The organism is Ensifer sp. (genome assembly GCF_035999185.1).
GTDB lineage: Bacteria > Pseudomonadota > Alphaproteobacteria > Rhizobiales > Rhizobiaceae > Ensifer.
Genome location: NZ_DASYHB010000044.1, coordinates 1 through 21154, shown reverse-complemented (window position 1 = coordinate 21154; position 21154 = coordinate 1). Strand labels below are relative to the sequence as shown.

General features: G+C 61.2%; 22 protein-coding genes and 1 tRNA gene. 13 read left to right on the top strand and 10 right to left on the bottom strand.

Annotated elements, in window-relative coordinates:
• The coding region (locus tag VGO04_RS04950; RefSeq protein WP_327494850.1) for a hypothetical protein at positions 1-249 on the top strand (249 nt) is incomplete at its 5' end.
• A 384-nt stretch (positions 250-633) separates the two neighbouring features.
• On the opposite strand, the gene VGO04_RS04945 is transcribed toward VGO04_RS04950, so the two are convergent.
• Together VGO04_RS04945 and VGO04_RS04940 are read right to left on the bottom strand one after the other, a co-directional pair.
• Positions 634-723: transfer RNA gene (locus VGO04_RS04945), tRNA-Ser, on the bottom strand.
• Positions 724-910: 187 nt separating this feature from the next.
• Positions 911-3082 carry a caspase family protein gene (locus tag VGO04_RS04940; RefSeq protein ID WP_327494849.1) on the bottom strand — a complete coding sequence of 724 codons (2172 nt, stop codon included), beginning with the start codon at positions 3080-3082 and terminating at the stop codon, positions 911-913.
• A 138-nt stretch (positions 3083-3220) separates the two neighbouring features.
• Between VGO04_RS04940 and VGO04_RS04935 the strand changes: the two genes are divergently transcribed.
• The 3 genes from VGO04_RS04935 to VGO04_RS04925 all read left to right on the top strand — a co-directional run bounded on the left by VGO04_RS04935 (position 3221) and on the right by VGO04_RS04925 (position 5596).
• A complete protein-coding gene (locus VGO04_RS04935; protein WP_327494848.1) occupies positions 3221-3793 on the top strand; it encodes a hypothetical protein in 573 nt (190 codons plus the stop codon).
• Positions 3794-3978: 185 nt separating this feature from the next.
• Positions 3979-4356 (top strand): PilZ domain-containing protein, encoded by a 378-nt coding sequence (locus tag VGO04_RS04930; RefSeq protein ID WP_327494847.1) that lies wholly within the window; start codon positions 3979-3981, stop codon positions 4354-4356.
• 124 nt (positions 4357-4480) lie between these two features.
• A complete protein-coding gene (locus VGO04_RS04925; RefSeq protein WP_327494846.1) occupies positions 4481-5596 on the top strand; it encodes a pyridoxal phosphate-dependent aminotransferase in 1116 nt (371 codons plus the stop codon).
• Between the two features lie 58 nt (positions 5597-5654).
• Here VGO04_RS04925 and VGO04_RS04920 read toward each other — a convergent pair whose 3' ends face one another.
• Entirely contained in the window at positions 5655-5921 is a 267-nt protein-coding gene (locus VGO04_RS04920; protein ID WP_327494845.1) for a sel1 repeat family protein, read from the bottom strand.
• Positions 5922-6514: 593 nt separating this feature from the next.
• Here VGO04_RS04920 and VGO04_RS04915 point away from each other — a divergent pair.
• From VGO04_RS04915 to VGO04_RS04895, 5 genes are all read left to right on the top strand, one after another.
• Positions 6515-6856, top strand: coding sequence for a DUF2147 domain-containing protein (locus VGO04_RS04915; protein ID WP_327494844.1), 342 nt, complete (start codon positions 6515-6517; stop codon positions 6854-6856).
• Between the two features lie 297 nt (positions 6857-7153).
• Entirely contained in the window at positions 7154-7327 is a 174-nt protein-coding gene (locus VGO04_RS04910) for a hypothetical protein (RefSeq protein ID WP_034804185.1), read from the top strand.
• Positions 7328-7416: 89 nt separating this feature from the next.
• On the top strand, positions 7417-7593 hold the full coding sequence (locus tag VGO04_RS04905) for a hypothetical protein (RefSeq protein WP_327494851.1): 177 nt from the start codon (positions 7417-7419) through the stop codon (positions 7591-7593).
• Positions 7594-7732: 139 nt separating this feature from the next.
• Positions 7733-8053, top strand: coding sequence for a YnfA family protein (locus tag VGO04_RS04900; protein WP_327494843.1), 321 nt, complete (start codon positions 7733-7735; stop codon positions 8051-8053).
• A gap of 83 nt (positions 8054-8136) precedes the next feature.
• A complete protein-coding gene (locus VGO04_RS04895; RefSeq protein ID WP_327494842.1) occupies positions 8137-9639 on the top strand; it encodes an AMP nucleosidase in 1503 nt (500 codons plus the stop codon).
• 55 nt (positions 9640-9694) lie between these two features.
• On the opposite strand, the gene VGO04_RS04890 is transcribed toward VGO04_RS04895, so the two are convergent.
• Entirely contained in the window at positions 9695-10648 is a 954-nt protein-coding gene (locus tag VGO04_RS04890; RefSeq protein ID WP_327494841.1) for a lysylphosphatidylglycerol synthase domain-containing protein, read from the bottom strand.
• Between the two features lie 132 nt (positions 10649-10780).
• Here VGO04_RS04890 and VGO04_RS04885 point away from each other — a divergent pair, with 132 nt between their 5' ends.
• Complete coding sequence (locus tag VGO04_RS04885) at positions 10781-11758, top strand: glycosyltransferase family 2 protein (protein ID WP_327494840.1); 978 nt, start codon at positions 10781-10783, stop codon at positions 11756-11758.
• Positions 11751-13280 carry a glycosyltransferase family 39 protein gene (locus VGO04_RS04880; protein ID WP_327494839.1) on the top strand — a complete coding sequence of 510 codons (1530 nt, stop codon included), beginning with the start codon at positions 11751-11753 and terminating at the stop codon, positions 13278-13280. The genes VGO04_RS04885 and VGO04_RS04880 overlap by 8 nt, the downstream gene beginning before the upstream one ends.
• Here the strand turns inward: VGO04_RS04880 and VGO04_RS04875 are convergent.
• Together VGO04_RS04875 and VGO04_RS04870 are read right to left on the bottom strand one after the other, a co-directional pair.
• On the bottom strand, positions 13217-14140 hold the full coding sequence (locus tag VGO04_RS04875; protein WP_327494838.1) for a diacylglycerol kinase family protein: 924 nt from the start codon (positions 14138-14140) through the stop codon (positions 13217-13219). The genes VGO04_RS04880 and VGO04_RS04875 overlap by 64 nt on opposite strands.
• Positions 14141-14295: 155 nt before the next feature.
• Entirely contained in the window at positions 14296-14769 is a 474-nt protein-coding gene (locus VGO04_RS04870) for an Lrp/AsnC family transcriptional regulator (protein WP_327494837.1), read from the bottom strand.
• A gap of 153 nt (positions 14770-14922) precedes the next feature.
• Between VGO04_RS04870 and VGO04_RS04865 the strand changes: the two genes are divergently transcribed.
• Positions 14923-15831 (top strand): DMT family transporter, encoded by a 909-nt coding sequence (locus VGO04_RS04865; protein WP_327494836.1) that lies wholly within the window; start codon positions 14923-14925, stop codon positions 15829-15831.
• A gap of 87 nt (positions 15832-15918) precedes the next feature.
• On the opposite strand, the gene VGO04_RS04860 is transcribed toward VGO04_RS04865, so the two are convergent.
• The 3 genes from VGO04_RS04860 to VGO04_RS04850 all read right to left on the bottom strand — a co-directional run bounded on the left by VGO04_RS04860 (position 15919) and on the right by VGO04_RS04850 (position 18720).
• Complete coding sequence (locus VGO04_RS04860) at positions 15919-16806, bottom strand: proline/glycine betaine ABC transporter permease (protein ID WP_327494835.1); 888 nt, start codon at positions 16804-16806, stop codon at positions 15919-15921.
• 112 nt (positions 16807-16918) lie between these two features.
• The gene (locus VGO04_RS04855; RefSeq protein WP_327494834.1) at positions 16919-17917 is read right to left on the bottom strand and encodes an ABC transporter substrate-binding protein; all 999 of its coding nucleotides are present in this window, start codon (positions 17915-17917) and stop codon (positions 16919-16921) included.
• Positions 17918-18147: 230 nt separating this feature from the next.
• Entirely contained in the window at positions 18148-18720 is a 573-nt protein-coding gene (locus tag VGO04_RS04850) for a CGNR zinc finger domain-containing protein (protein ID WP_327494833.1), read from the bottom strand.
• 95 nt (positions 18721-18815) lie between these two features.
• Between VGO04_RS04850 and VGO04_RS04845 the strand changes: the two genes are divergently transcribed.
• Entirely contained in the window at positions 18816-19712 is an 897-nt protein-coding gene (locus tag VGO04_RS04845; RefSeq protein WP_327494832.1) for an alpha/beta hydrolase, read from the top strand.
• A 148-nt stretch (positions 19713-19860) separates the two neighbouring features.
• Here VGO04_RS04845 and VGO04_RS04840 read toward each other — a convergent pair.
• The coding region (locus tag VGO04_RS04840; RefSeq protein ID WP_327494831.1) for an electron transfer flavoprotein-ubiquinone oxidoreductase at positions 19861-21154 on the bottom strand (1294 nt) is incomplete at its 5' end.

The window sequence follows — 21154 nt, the reverse complement described above, 5'->3', positions numbered from 1 at the left end:
ATTTTGCTGAAGGACAGCGTTCCCTGCCCCATCCCCAACGTTCAAGAAGTCGGACGATCAACCGCCCTTGCTTCCGGAGTTGAAAATACAAGACCGGATCATCGGCGCAACGTCCAACTGGCGAGATCACGCCCTTTGCATTGCCCTTCACAGAACCCTGTTGCTGAAACGACACAAAATCGCCGCAGACCCCCGGAGAAAATTAACAAAGCATTAAGAAAACCCTTTGGCGACGGGGGTTTAGCATAAGGAAGGCGGGGGCGGCCTGTTTCAGAAAGAGGCAGAAAGCCGCCCAAAACGGGGGAAAAGCCGGGCGCAGGCTTCAAATCCACCCAGGCATCGAAGGCCTAAAACAGCGATCACTTCAACAAAGTGCCTTGCCGAAAACTCCGGGCACGAGAGATTCGCCAGAATCAACGGCGAGAATCGCCAGCCAGGCTGCGCCGCGATTCTGTCCCTTCAGAATGGACCGCGGTCACCGCTGCAGTATCCACGGAGTTTGGACCGCAAACGGGACGGCGGCCGGCACAGTTGGGTGAGTGCAAAGTTGGAAAGCCTGAAGGTAGGCTGCCCAGAGCTAGAAGCGAGGTTCCGTGGGCGCGTGCGTCAGGCGTGGATTGAGTTTTGCAGGAATGGCGGAGAAGAAGGGATTCGAACCCTCGATACCCTTCCGGGTATACTCCCTTAGCAGGGGAGCGCCTTCGACCACTCGGCCACCTCTCCGTTAGCGCCTGACTAGAGTCACTCTGCGGCCAATGCAAGATTTTTTTGTCGGTTTCCGGGAATTCCTCGCATTTTCGTGTGGGCCGACTGATGACGCAAAGCGCGCTGCGCCGCGTTCACTCCTGTCAATCAAGGCAAAAGCGCCCGGATAACCGGGCGCTTTTCAGTCAACCTATGACGAAGGCACCTATGATTTGCGCGCGAGGCGTTCGATCGCCTGCTGGGTCGCAGCGCCGAAATCACCGTCGATCGGGCCGCCATAATAGCCGCGGTCCTTCAGCAGGCTCTGCATTTCCTTGCGAAAGGCCGGCGTGAAGTTGTTCGGTTGGCTCTTCACCTCTTCGAGCTTGGCCGGATCGCCGCCCTCGATGCTGGCCGCCGCCCAGCGAACCGCCTCCTTCGCATCCGCCTTGGTGCCAAGTCCGTAATCATAAAGACGGCTGAGATTACCCATGGCGTAGGCGCTGCCGGCGTTGGCCGCCATCTCGTACCAGGTGCGTGCCTGCACATAGTCCTGAGCGACGCCGTTGCCGATGTCATAGAACCAGCCGAGCAAAGCCATGGAATAGGAATCGCCCATGTTGGCCGCTTTTTCGTACCAGACCTTTGCCTCCGGATAGCTCTGCTCGGTTCCGAGGCCATTCTGATAGGCCCACCCAAGCGACGACATGGCGTTGGTATCGCCGCTTTCTGCGGCCTTCTTGTACCAGGAGAGCGATTGCGCCAGGTCTTTCGGCAGACCGAGACCTTCCCGATAGAACCAGCCCATGGTCGCCATGGCATTGGCATAGCCCTGATTGGCGGCGAGCTCATACCATCTGGCCGCCTCGGCATAATCCTGCGCAATGCCGCCATAGCCCTCTCGATAGAGCCAGCCGAGCGACGCCTGGCCATAGGCGTTTCCGCCGCGGGCCGCCTGCTCGAACATCCGCTTGCCCTGGTCGATGTCTACCGGCACGTCCGTGCCGTAAATCGAAAACCAGGCGAGATTCGTCAGCGCATACATGTTTCCGCCATCGGCCGCCTTCTGGTAGTTGCGCCGCGCGTCGACATAGTTGCGCCCAGCGTCCTGGGCACGCCCCAGCATGTTGACCAGCATCATGTCGTCAGGGTTCTCGTTGACCGCCTGCGCACAGGCCGTCAGCGCCCGCTCTGCGTCGAGCTTCAGGAAATTGACCCCGAGAAAGCCGGGCATCGACTGCGGTTCGCCGGCAAGCAAATAGCAATCGCGGGAGGCCTGGGTGTCCTTGCCGGTCGGCGAGACGTTGAGACCTTTCTGCGGCTCGAGTGCTGCGATCTGCTGTTCGGCTTCCGCCTTATGGCTGCTGTCGGGGTAACGCTCAATGAAACGCGTCAGCGCCGCTGCATCGGTCGACTGCTTCAGGGCCTCCCAGGCGATCTCATCGGGCGTCACACTCGATGTCTGCTCGGCTTCGCTCAGCAGCTTCAGCTTTTTCTCTGCCAACATCTTATAGACCGGGTCTGATCCGTGCTTGGCCAGAAAGGCCGTCAGCAAATCCTTGTCGGCAAGGTCGCGGATGTTCTGCCAGTCGGCAGCCGCCTCAGACTGGCTGTTCGGCGAGAGCTGACCGCCGTTGGTGGTGACGTTGATATTCACTTCCTTGATATTGAGAAAGATCTGGGCACCGCCGAGCGAACCGTAGACGAACGGCTCCTGACCGCGGTTGGTCACGGAGACCACCTCGTCTCGCACCTTGCCGAGCGCAATGCGGACATCGACGCCCGGTTCGGTCAGGTACTTGGCAAGCGCTGTGGCGAACGGGCTGTTCTTGCCCTCGCCGTCGAGCGCCACGGTGCCGGCCTTGGATGCGAAGGCCACCAGAAGGTCCGCCGATTCGGGCTCGACGCGGGCCAAGCCACGCGAAACGGCCCTCGTGGAGATCGAGCGCGTCATGCTCTGCTCAAAGGGATTGTTGCGGCAGGCATCGAGAATCACGAGCTTGAGTTTGGTGGCCCCTTCCAGGGAACGCTGAACCCGGTCGAGGCCGATTGCCTCGTCCTCGACATCCTTATCCGTCTTCAGCTGCACGTCGGTCGGGAGCAGATAGTTCTCGCCATTCATCTCCATGCCGTGGCCAGAATAGTAGACGATCGCAACCTCGGCCCCGGTTGCCAGATCCTCGAAGTCGCGCAAGGCCTTGACCATGTCCTGACGGCCGAGGTCGTGCACCGTCGTGACGGAATCAAACCCGGCCTCCTCAAAGGAAGCCTTCATCAAGTCCACGTCATTGGCCGGATTGTTGAGCGGCGCGGTCGCCTCATATTTCTCGTTGCCGATCAACAGCGCGACGCGCTTGGCTGCCCACGCTCCCGCAGGCATCGACACAAACAGTGCCACGCAAATAACAGAAAGCGGCAGCCACCGCCGCGATAACCCCAACGCCATGCCCTTCCCTCCGGCACCGACGATCGTTTTCCGCCTTGCATCGGCTTCAACGACAGACGTTGCCTCGCCCGTTTATCCTCGGAACGCACGATGCGCGCCCCGGTCATGCCTGACGAAAGTATTACGTATGAGATGGGGGCTTTCAATGTGCAGGCGCGGCATAATTTAGCGTCGGCGCACTTGCCGATGGCGCAAGGTCGAAGCAAGCCGGTGTGCTTAGCCCAGACACCGTATTGGAGCGTCTCGCGATTCCGACGGGCGCTCGATCTCAGGGTTTTGAAAGGCCGTCGAAATACGGAGCTTGCCATGTCCATGAAGATGCACGTCGCGGAAGCCAAGCCCGGCCAGCTCGCAACGACCCATCAGCATTATTTTATCGAGCGTCCCTGTCGGATTCTGGTTATTGGCCAGCACCTGAAGGCCAAGACCAAGTACCAATGCCTGCTGCGCCATATCTCGATTGCGGGTGCGATGCTGGATTTCAACGCCACGATCCCACTGCCCAAGCATTTCTTCCTGGAAATCGAAGGTTTCAAGGAAGAGATCGGCTGCTCCGAAGTCCACCGCGAAAGCACAGAACTCGGAGTACGCTTCAACATGCTGCTTTCCACGGATTTCCTGAGGCGGCTGATCCGAGTGCAATTTTCCAGCGGCGGCCTCTGATCCCGATGACATTAGATTTTTAGTGATCGATTTCAGGGGATTGCAAGTTTCTTCTGCAAAACTGATTCTAGCATCGGTGGAATTTGCCCACCGATACAATGTGGGACAAATGAATTGTCCGGGGTCAAGGGCTGCGTTCAGGAACTGATCGCGCCGTCCGACCCGGCACTGGCGGAGAATGACGCATGCAGAACCAGACTATGTATTCCTGCGTCCCGTCGCCCTTTTACGAGCGACGCTACGAACGATTCTCGATCGGCCATGCGGGCACGCTGACGACGGTGCAGCCGGGTCTCGGCAGCGTCTCGGTGCGTCCCTGCCGCATGATCGACATATCGCGTGGCGGCGCGAGCTTTGCGGTCGACACCAATATCGGCCTGCCGCAGCATTATTATCTGCATATCGTCGGCACTTCGCTTAGAATCGGCTGCGCCGAGGTCTATCGCAACGGTGAGCGCATCGGCGTCCAGTTCATCAAGCCGATCGAGCAGACGTTGCTGCGCGAGATCATCCGGCAGGAATTCTTCACCGGGCAGGTCAAGAACGCAAAGCCGCGACGCTAGGGCAGTTGCCTTCAAACGAAGGGCAACGGAAATCCGGCGGCTTTTCTTGCCGAAATGATTCCGAATTGCCGAAGCATGCGATAAGTTCCCCGACACGTCATCCGAACGGGGCCCATGATTTAGCATGTCCGCATTTTCTCGCTTCACGCCGCTCATCCAATCTCTTCCGTCGACGATCCCGTTTGTCGGGCCGGAGGCCATCGAACGACAGCGCGGCCGGCCGATCGCCGCGCGCATAGGCGCGAACGAAAGCGGCTTCGGTCCTGCGGAAAGCGTGCTTTCAGCGATCCGGGAGGCAGCCGGTGGAACCTGGAAATATGCCGACCCGGAAAACCACGACCTGAAGCAGGCCCTTGCGGCCCATCTCGGCACCGAACCCGCCAACATTGCGATTGGTGAAGGTATCGACGGGTTGCTCGGCCAGATCGTGCGCATGGCGATCGAGCCGGGCCTGCCGGTCGTCACGTCACTGGGCGCCTACCCCACGTTCAACTATCACGTCGTCGGCCACGGCGGCCGACTGGTAACGGTACCCTATGTCGACGACCGGGAAGACCTCGACGGCTTACTGGCAGCGGTGAAGCGGGAGAACGCGCCGCTCGTCTATTTCGCCAACCCTGACAATCCAATGGGGAGCTGGTGGACTGCCGATCGCATCGTCGAATTCGCCAAGGCCCTTCCGGAGACGACGCTCTTCATTCTGGATGAAGCCTATTGCGAAACAGCGCCGGCGGAAGCGCTACCGGCGATCAATGCCCTGATCGACATGCCCAATGTGGTGCGCACGCGCACTTTTTCGAAAGCGTACGGGCTTGCTGGTTCGCGCGTCGGCTATGTCATTGCGACGCCGGGCACCGCCCAGGCCTTCGACAAAATCCGCAATCATTTCGGCATGAACCGGATCGGGGTCGCAGCCGCGCTCGCAGCCCTGGCGGACCAGAATTATCTGAGGGAAGTGACGGCAAAAATTGTCGCGTCCCGCCAGCGTATCGCGGCGATCGCGACCGAAAACGGCCTGCTGCCGCTCGCATCAGCCACGAACTTCGTCGCAATCGACTGCGGACGGGATGCAGCGCATGCCCGCGCGATCGTCGATACGCTGATGAACGATCATGGCATTTTCATAAGGATGCCGGGGGTAGCCCCCCTCAATCGCTGCATCCGTGTCAGCACGGGACCGGAGGCGGAAATGCGCCTGCTCGAGGCGACTCTTCCCAAGGTCTTGAAGACGTTGGCCTAACCGAGACCGCAGCTCTGGCATTTGCTTGACGGCCACCCTTCCGGGTGCCGTCCCGTTATCAGTGGATGGTCATCCATTCGCGTGCGGCGCGAAGGGCTGCGGCGAGATCCGACTTGCTCATCGTCATCGCGAGGTCCGCGCGCAGATCGACGGCGCGGTCAGAGCCCTTGATTGCGGCGATGTTCAGCCACTTGTGGGCGGCGACCAGATCAACCGGGCGTCCGTGGCCGGTCGCATAGGCCAGGCCCATGTTGCAAAAAACTTCCGCCTGGTTCTTACCACCCATCGCGGCATCCGAAGCAATCTGCATATCAAAGCGTGCCATTGTCTTGTCCCTGTCTTGCCTGGTTGGTTCTTCCGAAGCGGCCCGCCGGTTTAAGGCGGACCATGCTCCAGCAGCTCGTTGTTGTGGTCCCTGTTCGACCGTGCCTCTTTGCGGGCCTTTCCGCAGCGCCCCGTCTTTTGCGGCGTCGTCTGCGGTGGTTTTTCGGAGCGTTTTGTTCCGCTCGTCTTATGGCTCCACTATGCAGCAGGGGCTTCAATGCGCGCTTAAAATGCATGCTTAATTTGCGACAAAGAAAGTTCAAACACTTGGTAAACTTGAGTTTTTGTTAAACATCGGAAGTCCGGTTTTCCGGCGCATTCGCTTCAAAATTTACGAAAAATTCAATCGGCGATTTCAACCAAACGCTAACCACGAAACGAGCGGCTCCAGCAGAGCCCGCACGTTTCCTTCCCCAAAACCCGTTCGAAACCGTTCAAGGAAAGCAACGAAAGCCGCCGTTTGGCTTGTTTACCTTTACGTGCGCGTAAGCTATCTTCCGCGCGGCGGTGAGGAGACTGCCTTATTACACGAGGACATCGCGAGAGCTGCCGGCGGAGCGGACCACGCCGGCAGCCTCTATCTGGAGGAACGGAATGTTACGTACCATGCTCATCACCGCAGCCCTTGGCCTCGGCATTGCCGGAACAGCGGCAGCGGCGGAACCGATCGTCGGCAACTGGAAGACGGCGACCGGCGCAACAGCGGAAATTGCCCCGTGCGGCGGCGCCTTCTGCGTGACGCTCAAGACCGGCAAACACGCCGGCAAGCGCATCGGCAACCTCTCGGGCACCGACGGCTCCTATTCGGGCGAAATCACCGATCCGGAAAACGACAAGACATACAGCGGCTCAGGCTCGGTCAACGGCAATTCGCTGAAGATGAAAGGCTGCGTCTTGAAGGTCCTGTGCAAATCGCAGACGTGGACGCGTCTATAGGGGACGGAAAAGGCGGCGGCGATCGCCGCTTCACGAATGAAGGGGCGGCCAGTGGCCGCCTTTTTTCGTATGTGACACCGCGCAGGTAACCGCGTCACCGGATGTCGCCGCAGCAATGCGACTTTCCCCTTTTGACAGCGCGCCCGTCTGCGACGCGTCGGCGTCTCACCGTCTCGAACACCGACACACAACCGAAGATGAACGGCAGATGAACGGACATCTCAGCAACAATTCAGTTTGGGTGTGCGAAAACACACTCAATCGATTTGAACCTGCCTCCAAACAACGGACAGAACCATGGATATCCTCGCACGGCGCCTCACCATCATCAGCCTTCTGATGGTCGTTTTCGCCGTAACACTTGCCGCCGCAGTCAGCGCAGACACAGAGCGTCGCCGCAGCAATACCTATCTCGGCTCGCTGACCGACTGCACCGCCCATACGGCGCAATACTGCCAGGCCAAACTCTAACCGGGGCCATGAAGCGCACGGCTCGCCGTTCGCCTCTGCCCTCAACCTGTTGCAATCGATCACGGGCGTGATCTGACGGAGAGATGAACATGCTGGCCGCACTTTCGACTTCCGCAGTTCTGTCATTGCGCGTGCTTGCGCTGGCCAGCCTGCTGATGGCACCGGTCGGCGCCCTCGCTTACTCCAAGGCCAGCGGCACCGGCATCGGCAAGCAGGGTGCGGGCCTTGTCCTCTTCGTGACGTTGCAGCGCCAGGCGATGACCTGATCTGGCTGCGGACGAACGCGGGATTGCAAGGGACGCGCGGCGTCCCTTTGTTTTAAATGGCATGTTTTATCTGGCTTGCGCTTTTGGGTGCTTTCCTATCCTGTCGCTGCAGATCGCCAACCACGCCAGTCCCAGCTCCATGCCCGCCTATCTCATCTATGCCCTCGCCGCTCTTGCGGAAATCGCCGGATGCTTTGCCTTCTGGGCGTGGCTGAAACTCGATAAGTCCATCGTCTGGCTCATTCCCGGCGTGGCGTCGCTTGCGCTCTTTGCCTGGCTCCTGACTTTGATCGAAAGCGAAGCCGCTGGCCGCGCCTATGCGGCCTATGGCGGTGTCTACATCGCGGCCTCCCTCCTCTGGCTCTGGCTTGCCGAAGGCGTCAGGCCGGATCGTTGGGATCTTGCCGGCATGGCCGTCGCCCTTCTCGGCAGCGCGATCATCCTCGCGGGTCCGCGTTGAAGCACTAACCTCAGATCGCCGCGCGGTTGTGAACGTCGGCATCTTGTCGTTTGCTTGTCAGAAGCCGCAGCCTATAATGCGACATGAACAAGCGAATCTCTTCACACTCCGTCCTTTCCGTCGCAACGCCTGAGCCTTTCGAGCCGCAGTATTTCGACGACCCTGCGGCCGCCGTCGATTGCCTCGAGGCGCTTTACGAGCGCAACACCCGATTCCTCTGCGAAGCGTTCGAGGGCCTGGGCAAGACCGACGAGCCGCTGACCCGCTATCGTGCCTGCTACCCCCAGGTCAGCATCGAGACGAGCAGCTTCGGGCATGTCGATTCCCGCCTGTCCTTTGGCTATGTCAGCGCGCCCGGCGTCTATACGACCACGATCACCCGGCCGAAGCTCTTCCGGCACTACCTGAAGGAACAGCTCGGGCATCTGATACGGAACCATGGCCTCGGCGTCACCGTCTCGGAATCGGCGACCCCGATCCCGCTGCATTTTGCCTTTGGCGAGGGCGCCTATGTGGAAGCATCGGCGGCAAACACCATCGACATTCCGCTACGCGATCTGTTTGATGCACCGGACCTGACGACGACCGACGACGAGATCGCCAACGGTTCATACGAGCCGGGTCCCGGGGAACCATCGCCGCTCGCGCCATTCACGGCCCAGCGCATCGACTATTCGCTGGCGCGCCTCAGCCACTACACCGCGACGAATGCCACGCACTTCCAAAACTTCGTGCTGTTCACGAACTACCAGTTCTACATCGACGAGTTCTGCGCCTGGGCCCGCCAGCAGATGGCGGAAGGCGGCAACGGCTATACGGCCTTCGTCGAACCCGGCAACATCATCACGCCTGCCGGTGCCGACAAGCCGGAGACCGACGCCACCCTCGCCCGGCTGCCGCAGATGCCGGCCTATCACCTGAAGAAGAAGGGCCACGGCGGCATCACCATGGTCAATATCGGCGTCGGCCCGTCGAACGCCAAGACGATCACCGACCATATCGCCGTGCTGCGCCCGCATGTCTGGCTGATGCTCGGCCATTGCGCCGGCCTCAGGAACAGCCAGCGGCTCGGCGACTACGTGCTGGCGCATGCCTACATGCGCGAAGACCATGTACTCGACGACGACCTGCCGGTGTGGATCCCCCTGCCGGCACTCGCCGAAGTGCAGGTGGCGCTGCAGGACGCCGTTGCCGAGGTGACCGGCTACCGCGACTACGATCTCAAACAGATCATGCGCACCGGCACCGTTGCCACCATCGACAACCGCAACTGGGAGCTTCGCGACCAACGCGGGCCGGTCAAGCGGCTGTCGCAGGCGCGCGCCATCGCGCTCGACATGGAATCGGCAACGATCGCCGCCAACGGGTTCCGCTTCCGCGTACCCTATGGAACGCTGCTGTGCGTATCCGACAAGCCGCTGCACGGCGAACTGAAGCTGCCGGGCATGGCGACGGCTTTCTACAAGACGCAGGTCAGCCAGCACCTGAAGATCGGCATCCTTGCGCTGCAGAAGCTCGCAGCGATGCCGCCTGAAAAGCTGCATTCCCGCAAGCTTAGAAGCTTCTACGAGACCTCGTTCCAGTAATCAGCGGCGATTGCGCAACTCCGACCTGAGATGCGCTTCGCCCTTTCTGGCCCGTTCAGCGTTTTCTTCCGATGACCATCGACAACATCGTGCCCGCCACCGCGGACACGATGATCAACAGATGCGCGTTGACGCCGGATGTCGCGAGCTGTTCGAGGCCCGCGCGCCCGGCCGCGGCACCAAAGGAAATGGCGCCGGCCGCGATCGCCGCGGGATAGGTTCCGACACCGCCCGGCGCATGCATCGGCAACACCGAAGACAGCTCTCCACCGAGCGCGCCGCCGAAGCAGGCAGCAAGCGGCGCAACGCCCATGAGCGCCAGCACCCAGGCAAGCACCAGCACCTTGACCGCCCAGTTGAGCACGGTCATGCCCCAGGCGCGCAGGAACCCGGCGACATCGCCCGGCAGGCCCGCTTCCAGCTCATCGACAATCGCGTCGAGCCTTGCCGGCAGGAGCCGGCGCGCAAGCACAACGACACGATCCTTCAGCAGAAAGAACAGCAACGGCGAGACCAAGGCGGCGAACCACGCGCTCCACCAGACGGCGGAACCGCGCCCGATGACGAGCCCGATCGCCGCGACGACGAGGAGCGCGTGCAGGTCAAGCAGGCGCATGACCAGAAGAGCGGCCGTGCCACGAGCAAGAGGCACGCCGAACTCCGAGCGCATCAGCAAGGGAAAGCTCGTCTCCCCGGCGCGAAACGGCAGCATGATGTTGAGAAGATTGTGAACCTGGGTGACGCGAAACAGCGGTAGGAAGCGCCCTGCCGTCTCGTTCGGGAAGTAATCGTAGATGCGATAGCAGCGAATGAAGTAGGTCGCGACGAGCAGCATGAGCGCGAAAAAGGCGGCACCGGCGCCGATTTCCGACCATTGCCGCAGCAGCGCCGCCCATCCCCAGAACCATTCGACAAAGGCGGCATAGACCGCAATCGCAACTGCCGACAGCAACGTCATCCGGTTGCGGGCGAACCAGGATCGCCGATCAGGCTCGCAATCCGATGTCATCAGGCCCCGTATTCCCGTGTTGAAACGCAAGATTGAGCGTTGGTTATCACCGATAACTATGCAAGAAAATGATTATGTAAGCACAAATCCAATCCTTGCGGCCGCGCGAGCGTCGCATGCACGGGCGCTATTATGCAATCAATCGAGTTATCCGTCGTCATCCCGGTGTTTAACGAGGAGGACAGCATCCAGCCCCTCATCACCCGCGTCCGCGACGCCATGGCAGGTTTTTCATTGCCATGGGAACTCATCCTCGTCGACGACGGCAGCACGGACCGAACACTTGCAAACGCGCGGCAAGCGCTTTCCGACCTCAGCCTCGACCTCAAGATCGTCGAACTGCAGAAGAATTTCGGCCAGACGGCAGCCATGCAGGCCGGCATCGACGCAGCTACCGGCCGGTTGATCGCGACGCTCGACGGCGACCTGCAGAACGACCCTGCCGATATCCCCGCCATGGTCGAGGCGATCGAGGACCGTCAGCTCGACTTGCTCGTCGGCTGGCGCAAGAACCGGCAGGATGGCCTTCTGCTCCGGAAAATTCCGTCCTGGTGCGCCAACCGCCTGATCGGCAAGATCACAGGCGTCAGGCTGCATGACTACGGCTGCAGCCTGAAGATCTATCGGGCCGCCATCATCAAGCAAGTGAAGCTGATGGGCGAAATGCATCGCTTCATCCCCGCCTGGGTGGCGGGCGTGGTGCCAAGCAGCCGCATCGGCGAGATGCCCGTTACCCACCACGCGCGCCAGCATGGGCAGTCCAAGTATGGGATCTCCAGAACCTTCCGGGTCATTCTCGATCTGTTGTCGGTGCTCTTCTTCATGCGTTACAAGGCGCGCCCGGGCCACTTCTTCGGCTCGATCGGGCTGGCGAGCGGCATGCTTAGCGCCCTGATCCTTCTCTACCTCGCCTTCGACAAGTTCATCCTCGGCAACGACATCGGGACGAGGCCAATGCTGATCGTCGGGGTCATGCTGTTCCTGTCCTCCGTGCAGCTCATAACGACCGGCATCCTCGCGGAGATGATGGCGCGCACCTATTTCAGCGATGACGGCACGACGAATTACATTGTCCGGCAGGTGTTCGTTCGGGATCATACAGATGCTTGACGTCGTCAATCGCCGCCCGAACCTGGTCATCGCGCTGATCGCCGGCTACTTCCTGCTTTGCATCGTCCTCAGGCTTTCCGCATCCACGTCGCTCGAGATCGATGAGTCCGAGCAAGCGTACGTCTCGCAGTTTCTGATGCTCGGCTACGGCTCGCAGCCTCCCTTCTACAATTGGCTGCAGTACGGCTTGACCTCGCTGTTGGGCCCATCGATCGCAACGATGACCCTGCTCAAGAACGGGCTGTTGTTCCTCAGCTGTCTCTTCTATGGCCTGGCCGCACGCGAAGTGCTCGGCGACCGCCGCCTCGCGGCGATCGCGGCGATCGGCGTGCTCGCCCTTCCCCCGATTTTCCTGCTTGCGCAACGCGACCTCTCGCACACGGTCGCGGCCCTCTTTGGTGTTTCGCTGTTCCTTTATGCGTTCCTGCGCACACTGATGCGGCCAACACTCTTCGCCTATGCGCTGACCGGCCTTGCCGTCGGCATCGGTGTCATCTCAAAATACAATTTTGCGATCGTTCCGGTCGCTGCAGTGCTTGCAATCCTGCCGGAACCGAAGCTTCGCGCCCGGCTCTTCGACTGGCGCATCCTCGCCGCGGTTGCCGTCTGCGCCCTCATAGCTCTGCCGCACGGCTTCTGGATTCTCGAAAACCTGGGCGTCGCTTCCAACAACACGCTGAACGAGATGGGAACGGCTCAGGACAGCAGTTTTCTTTCGAAAGCGCTCAAGGGCACGATTGCGCTGGCTACCGCCATCTTTCGCGGCGCCGCCATTCCGCTCGCCGTATTTGCCCTCGTGTTTCGCCGGGACCTGCCTGCCATCTGGAGGGCCGACGGCCTCTGGACCCGCGTCGTCGGGCGCACGCTCGTCCTCTGTCTTTCCGCCGTGCTTTTGATCATGCTTGTTGTCGGCGCTACCCATATGCGGGAAAAGTGGCTGGTCCTGTTTCTGGTCCTGCTGCCGCTCTATCTCGCGCTCAAGGTCGAGGCGTCCGGTGTCGATACCACGCTCAGCGTCCGGCCGTTCCTGCTTATCGTCGGCTTTGTCGTGGTCACCACGCTGATGGTCGTGTCGGCGCGCGCCGTCGTTCGCCCCTGGTTCGGCAAGCTTTCACGACTGAGCATTCCCTACAGCACCCTCGTTGATACCGTCGTTCAACAGCAGGGACGCGAACCGGCCATGGTTCTGGCGACGGACAAGCTCGTGGCCGGCAATCTGCGCACGCGGCTGCACAGCGCCAACGTCATGGTGCCGGGAAACACCAGCGGCCCGCCGATCGATCACCTCGCCGGACCGCTTCTCGTCGTCTGGAGCGATGACGGCAAGGCCGATGCGCCGCCACCGGCGCAGCTCGTCAATGCCTTGAAAGCGCTTGGGGTGCCGGAGACGGAAATGAAACCGCAGCAGCTTCCCCTTCCCTATCTCCATGGCAAGCAACAGGATCGCTACAGTTTCGGTTACTTCTGGATCGACGACCCGTCGCGATCGGCGCCGACCAGCAGCTTGAGTTCGCCCGGGTGAATGCGAAGGGCGACGTCGCGGCCCATCGGCAGGAGTTCACCGTCGATGACGCAGTTGATCCGCCGCTCCACCTTGGGGAAATGCAGATCGAGCGCATGGCCGCTCATGGTGGTGATCAGCGCGCTGTCGCGAAATTTGCCGCGCATCACGTCAAAGGCAAGCCTGGCAACCCCCGGCGGGCTCAAGGGCGGCGCCGTGTAGAAACCGAGATGGCCAGCAGTCACGTCATCCGCATACATCAGCGTGTCTCTCCCGAACGGGTTGTTCGAGACCGAAACCGCTGAGACATGGCGGCGCTCCTGATGGCCGTCAACGTCGAACTCGATTTCGAAATCAGGTGGGTTGAGGATCACGCCAACCGCGGCGCGCGTGCTTGCGGCGATCTTACCGGCCCTGGAGCGGAAACTGTAGGACTCCCGGTAGCGCACCATGCGCGCATGCAGGCCCATGGAAAACTGGTGCACGAAGGCGCGGCCATCGGCACTGCCGATGTCGCCGTCGATGATCACCCCGTTTGCGAGCACCTCCGGCACTTTCCAGATGTCGAGGGGCAGCTTCAGGGTACGGGCAAAGAGGTTCATCGTTCCAGCCGGGACCACGCCTAGCGGCATGCGGTTCTTCCAGGCGACACCGGCAGCCGCCGAGATCGTGCCGTCGCCGCCACCGGCAAGGATGGCGTCGAGATCGTCGCGCCGGCACGTGCGCTCCAGGGTTTCCTGCATCTCGCTTCCGGAAACCGCCGCAATCTCGATCTGATGTCCCGCACTGCGGAAAACGTCCTCGACCTTCTGGCCATAGGCCGCCATATCCGTCGTGCGGAAGGTTCCGCCATCACGATTGAAGATTGCCTTGATTTTCATGAACGCGTCACTGGCTCCATCGCCGCAACACAGCGGCACACGGCGATCAGATAAGCGCTATTGCGGCTGTTTCCAGCACCTTACGAAAACTTAACGGGTAACGAGGACGGCAATTTGCGCGCGGAACCCACGATCGTCAGCGGGTGAGCCGGCCGTCAGCGCGGCTCAGGCAACTTCAACGGGCCGCCGGTCTTGATCGATCGGATCGCGAAATTGGAGCGAATGTCGCTCACTCCGGGCAAGGCAAGCAGCGTCTCCGTGAGGAGCTTCTCATAAGCAGGGAGATCTTCGACGACGACCTCGGCGAGGAAATCGGCGTTGCCGGAAATCAGAAAGCACGACACCACCTCGGGGATCGCGAGCAATGCGGCCTGCTGCAATTGCGCGTTCTCGCGGCTGTGGCCTCCCACCTTGATCTCCACGAAGACCGTCAGTCCAAGCCCGACTTCCTTGCGATCGATGTCGGCGCGGTAACCGCGCAGGATGCCGGACTTCTCAAGGTTGCGGATGCGCCGCAGGCAGGGCGACGGCGAGAGATTGACCTTGTCAGCGATCTCGACGTTGGTCGCGCGCGCATCCTCCTGCAGGATTTTCAGGATAGCGAGATCGAAATTATCAAGATTTGGCATGATCACAAACTTCAAAGCCTTCAATTGGCACATTGTTGCGAATGATAGTCGATTCCAGACACAAATCGCAAGGACATGCCCCGCCACCAGGGCCTAATATTCCTTTCAGACCCCAAAGCCTCAGGGGATATCCAAATCGGGAAGGAATTTCAAATGGTTGCGCTCACGCTCAATCGCGGCATTACGACGCCTGCCGCTAGCGGCTATGCCGGTGCCTTCGTTACCGTTCTCATCTGGGCCGGCTGGATTCTTGCAACGCGCCACTCCGCCGGCACCGCGATCGGCACGATCGACCTCGGCCTCATTCGCTATGGCGTTCCGGCGCTTCTGCTCGCGCCTGTCTGGCTAAAGACCGGCCTCCTGCCGCGCGCACTGCCGCTTTCCTTGCTGGCCCTGATGGTCGCGGGCTCGGGCGCTCTCTTCTTCCAGGTTTCCGCCTTTGCGATCCACTCCGTGCCCGCCTCTTCGGTCGGCATTCTTCTCGGCGGCTCGATGCCGCTGGCCACGGCGCTGATCGGCGTCGCAGCGTTTGACGAGCGCCCGGACAGGATGCGCCTCGTCGGCTTTGCCGCGATCATCGCCGGCGTCGCCATCCTGATGACACGCAACCTGGCAGTCTCGGCTCCGGCCGGCTGGGCCGGATACGCGCTGCTTCCGGCAGCAGCCACGCTCTGGGCGATCTACACCCACGCCTTCCGCCGTTCGGGCCTCAGCCCGCTGCAGGGCAGCGCGCTGGTCGCCGTCTGGTCGTTCCTCATTCATCTGGCGCTGGCAGCGGTGTTCGGCAGCACGCTTGCAGCGGTCCCGGCGCAGGAGATCGCCTTGCAGGTCACGAGCCAGGGCATCCTCTCCGGCCTCGTCGCCATGGTCGCCTACGGCTTTGCCGTGAAAAGCCTTGGCGGCACACAGGCCGCGGCCTTCACGGCGTTGACGCCGGTGCTCGCCATGATCGGCGGTGCCGTGTTGCTCCGTGAACCGATCGGCCCTTTCGAAATCCTCGCCGCCCTTTTCACCGCCGCTGGCGTGGCGCTTTCCACCGGCATTCTTTCGACCCGGCGTTAGAACAAGCGCGCCTCGGGCGCTCGTCTTCAAAAAAACCAAGGCCCCGGACGCACGCGCTCGGGGCCTTTTCTTGCCGTAAAAGAGAGATCAGCCGTGGACGATCTCGCGGTGCTTCTGCAGGCGATGGCCGTAGGCCTGGCTGACGCGATCGAAGATGATGGCGATGCCGACGATCGCAAGGCCGTTGAAGATGCCGAGGGTGAAGTACTGGTTGGCAATTGCCTTCAGCACCGGCTGGCCGAGCCCCTGGACGCCAATCATCGAGGCGATGACCACCATGGCAAGCGCCATCATGATCGTCTGGTTGATGCCCGCCATGATCGTCGGCAGGGCAAGCGGCATCTGCACGTTTTTGAGTTTCTGCCAACCGGAAGAGCCGAAAGCATCGGCCGCCTCGAGCACATCCTTGTCGACCAGCCGAATGCCGAGGTTCGTGAGGCGGATCATCGGCGGGATCGCATAGATCACCACCGCGATCAGCCCCGGTACCTTGCCGATGCCAAGCAGCATGACGACCGGGATCAGATAGACGAAACTCGGCATCGTCTGCATCACATCGAGAATCGGATTGACGATGTTCTGGAACCGATCGGAGCGAGACATGACGATGCCGATCGGTATGCCGATGGCGATCGACAGCACGGTACAGACGAAGATCATCGAGATCGTCTTCATCGTGTCGTCCCACATGTCGAAGTAACCGATCAGAAGCAGCGTGACGATGCAACCGGCGACGATCTTCCAGTTTCGGCTCGCGACCCAGGCAACCAGCGCGATCAACAGCAGGATGATCGGCCAGGGCGTCTTCGTCATGAAGCGCTCGGACTGGATCAGAAAGAACTGCAGCGGCTGGAAAAAGCCTTCAATGGCGTCGCCATAGGCACGGGTGAAGCCGCGAAATCCTTCGTCGATCGCCTTCTTCAGCGTCCTCAGACTATCGTCGTCCATATGCGGAAACTGGGTCAACCAGTCCATTCCATTTCCCCTTCACATTGCGCCGGCCGCGATTGTTCTTTTGCCTTTGCCGGACATCGAACGAAGAGGCGGCGCAAGTTGCTGCGCCGCCCGTCTGCTCAATCGATCGCGGTCAGAGCGCCGCCTTGACCTTTTCGGCAACCTCGGGCGAAACCCATGTGGTCCAGATATCGGGGTTTTCCTGGAGGAAGTGCTTGGCGCCCTCCTCGCCGCTTGCCTGGTTGTCGGTCATCCAGGCCATCAGCTTGTTGACCGTGTCGTTGGTCCAGGCGCGCTTGTTGAGATAGTCCATGGCCGGGCCGGCGCGATCGGCGAAGGACTTGGTCACCAGCGTCTGAACCTTGTCCTTCGGCCAGTCGTTCTTCTTCGGATCCGGGCAATCGGCAACGGTGTTGCAGCGCTTCCACTCGGCGGCATCCGCATCCGCCCCGTGGCCGAGCTTCACCATTTCGTATTTGCCGAGAAGCGCTGTCGGCGCCCAGTAATAGCCGACCCAGCCCTGCTTGCGCTCGTAGGCCTTGGCGATCGAGCCGTCGAGGCCGGCGGCCGAACCGGTGTCGATCAGCGTAAAGCCCGCGGCTTCACCGCCATAGGCCTTGTAGAGTTGCGTGGTCACGACCGTGCCGCCCCAACCCTGTGGGCCGTTGAAGACAGCGCCTTTGCTCGCATCTTCCGGATCCGGGAACAGTTCCTTGTGCTTCAGGACATCGTCGATCGTCTTGATGTCCGGATTGGCGTCAACAATGTATTTCGGCACCCACCAGCCCTGGACAGCACCATCGGAAAGCGCCACGGCGGCGCCGACGAGCTTGCCCTCCTCAAGGCCGCGATTGACGACGTCGGGAAGCAAGTCGACCCAGCCCTCCGGAGCGATATCCGGCTGCCCCTTCTCAATCATCGAGGTGATCGTCGGCACGGTGTCACCGACAACGAGCTCGGCGTTGCAACCATAGCCCTCGGCCAGAATGATCTTGTCGACGCTCGCCAGCACTTCGGCGCTCTGCCAGTTCATGTTTGCGATCGTCACGTCGCCGCATTCGGCGGCTGAGGCCGCGCCGGCAAGGGCAAGCAGGCCAGCGGCCAGGCAGGTCGTTGCAAGAAGCTTCTTCATTTATGTTCCCTTTGTTCTGGCGGTGCATCCCGTCCAGCCGCCGATCTCACCGCAGGGATCGACAGCGTTACAGATCTCGGTCCAACTCCAGACAACAGGGACCGAACGGCCTGCAGGTCCGTCGGCTGAGAGCCGACGACACCATGAAAGCTATCGGGGTTTTCCGGCAAGGACTTTCCCATTTGCGTCAACGGGTGCCTTTCCTAATGTTCGAACGGCTCACGCGTCCATCAGGGCGACTTGTTGCGCTGGTAGTAGCGCGACACGCGCATGCGGTTGCCGCAGCGCGTCGCCGAACACCAGCGTCGCCGGGCGTTGGTGCCGACAAACAGCATGACGCAATCCTCCGCCCCGCATTTGCGGATTTGCTGCCTTTCAGCTCCTGCGAGAAGCGCCGCCGCGTCTTCCGCAAGGACGGTCGCAAGGCGGGCTGCCGCCGACCCTTCCCGCTGGCGCGTGACAACGGGCGGATCTTCCCAATCGAGCCGATGAATGGCAGGTGCCGCGCGCATCGCAGCGTTGAGCCCTGCAATCGCGGCGGCGGGCACCGCAAGTCCATGCATCAGGCGATCGAGAGCCGTTGCCAGATTTTCGCGAACGGAGTGGACTTGCCCGAGCTCTTCGGCAGAGATCGACGCCAACTCTGCCGGGGTGATACCGTCAAGCCGCTCCTTTTCCAGTTCGACCCACCCTCTGAGGCCATCGCCATCGGCAATCAGGTCAACCACGTCAATGGAAACCCGCGGTCGCGTGTTGACGAGATCCAGAGCCAGCGGCTCACCCACGAACGGCGTCACATCCATTTCGGCTCTCTTCTTCTAATGTGTATTTTTACAATTGACACATTAGTTAGGCCGATGCAATTCTAATGCATCTTCTGGATAAAAAGGAGTGTTAAATGCCAGTCGCTCGCATTCCAGTCATCCGTCACCGCGCAATCGAGGTCGACGGTGTCCGCCTCTTCTATCGGGAAAGCGTGCCGAGCGACGCCGGGGGGAACGCTCCGACCATTCTGCTCCTGCATGGTTTCCCGTCCTCCTCTCACCAGTATCGGCGCCTGATGGACGCGCTCGGCAGTCATTATCGATTGATCGCGCCCGACTATCCGGCCTTCGGCCACAGCGACGCGCCGACGTCCGCCGCAGCCGGCGGCCAGTTCACCTATAGTTTCGACAGATTGGCGGATCTGATGGAAGGTTTCGTCGATGCGCTGAAGATCGAGCGCTTCATGCTCTACATCTTCGACTTCGGCGCGCCCGTGGGACTGCGGCTCGCGGCCCGCCGCCCGGAGTTGATCGCCGGCCTGATCGTTCAGAACGGCAACGCCTATCATGAAGGCCTGTCGGAGGCGGCGCAGAGCTTCATTGCGCTTAAGCCTGAGGACGTCGATGCCGGCGATCGGATCGAACAGTTGCTGACACTGGAGATGACACGCGCCCAGTATGAGGGTGGCACTGGTGACCCCGAACGGATCGCCCCGGACGGCTGGACGATGGACCAGCATTTCCTCGACTTGCCGGAGCACCGCCAGCCGCAATACGACCTGTTCTTCGACTACAAGAGCAACCTTGCGCGCTATGCCGAGTGGCAGGCTTGGTTGCGACGCGATCGCCCGCCGACACTGATCACTTGGGGCAAAAACGATCCCTTCTTCACCGAGCCGGGTGCGCGCGCTTATCTGCGCGACGTGCCAGAGGCCGAGCTGCATCTCTTCGAAACCGGCCACTTCGCTCTGGAAGAATTCCTGCACGAGATCGCGCCCCTGATCGCCGATTTCGTCGATCGGACCTGGTAGCTTGGCCACAAAACGAAGCGGCGCCGGAGAACATCTCCGGCGCCGCTTTGTTGTTGTCTGAGGGGGCTCGCCCGTCGAACCTTACATGTTCGGGTAAACCGGTCCTTCGCCGGCTTTCTCCACGGAGGTCCGTGCGGCCCGCCGAACACTACATGTTCGGATAGACCGGGCCTTCGCCTCCTTGCGGCGGCACCCAGTTGATGTTCTGGTTCGGGTCCTTGATGTCGCAGGTCTTGCAGTGCACGCAGTTCTGCGCGTTGATGACGAAGACTTGCTTGCCGTCCTTCTCCACCCACTCGTAGACGCCGGCCGGACAGTAGCGCGTCGACGGGCCGGCATAGACGTCGTGCTCGGAACGCTTCTGCAGGTCCATGTCCTTGACCTTGAGATGAACCGGCTGATCTTCCTCATGGTTGGTGTTCGACAGGAACACAGAGGACAAACGGTCGAAGGTGAGCACCCCGTCCGGCTTCGGATAGTCGATCTTCTGGTGCTGAGCCGCAGGTTCGAGCGACTGAGCATCGGTCTTGCCGTGCTTCAGCGTGCCGAAGAACGAAAAGCCGAACAGCTGGTTGGTCCACATGTCGAGACCACCGAGCGCCACGCCGATCGCCGTGCCGAACTTCGACCACAGCGGCTTGACGTTGCGAACCCGCTTCAGGTCCTGGCCGATGGCGCTGTCGCGCCAGCCGTTTTCGATTTCGACCGGCTCGTCATTGGCGCGGCCGTTCGCGATCGCCGCCGCCAGCTTTTCCGCAGCGAGTATGCCCGACAGCACCGCGTTGTGGCTGCCCTTGATGCGCGGCACGTTGACGAGGCCGGCCGAACAGCCGATCAGCGCGCCACCGGGGAACGAGAGCTTCGGCACCGACTGGTAGCCACCCTCGGTGATCGCACGCGCACCATAGGAAAGCCGCTTGCCGCCCTCAAACGTGCCGCGGATCGCCGGATGCGTCTTGAAGCGCTGGAACTCCTCGAACGGGAAGAGATAGGGGTTCTTGTAGTTGAGGTGCACGACGAAGCCGACGGCGACCATGTTGTCTTCGAGGTGGTAGAGGAACGAGCCGCCTCCGGTCTTCATGCCGAGCGGCCAGCCGAAGGAGTGCTGCACCAGGCCCGGACGATGGTTCTCGGGCTTGACCTGCCAGAGTTCCTTCAGACCGATGCCGAACTTCTGGACGTCGCGGTCTTTCGACAGATCGTATTTCGCAATCAGCTGCTTGGCGAGCGAGCCGCGCACGCCCTCGCCGATCAGGGTGTACTTGCCGAGGAGCGCCATGCCACGGGCAAAGTTCGGCCCTGGCTCGCCGTTCCTCTCGATGCCCATGTCGCCGGTGGCGACACCGATGACCGCACCCTCGTCGTTATAGAGCACTTCGGTTGCGGCAAAGCCCGGATAGATCTCGACGCCGAGCGCTTCGGCATGGCTTGCGAGCCACCGA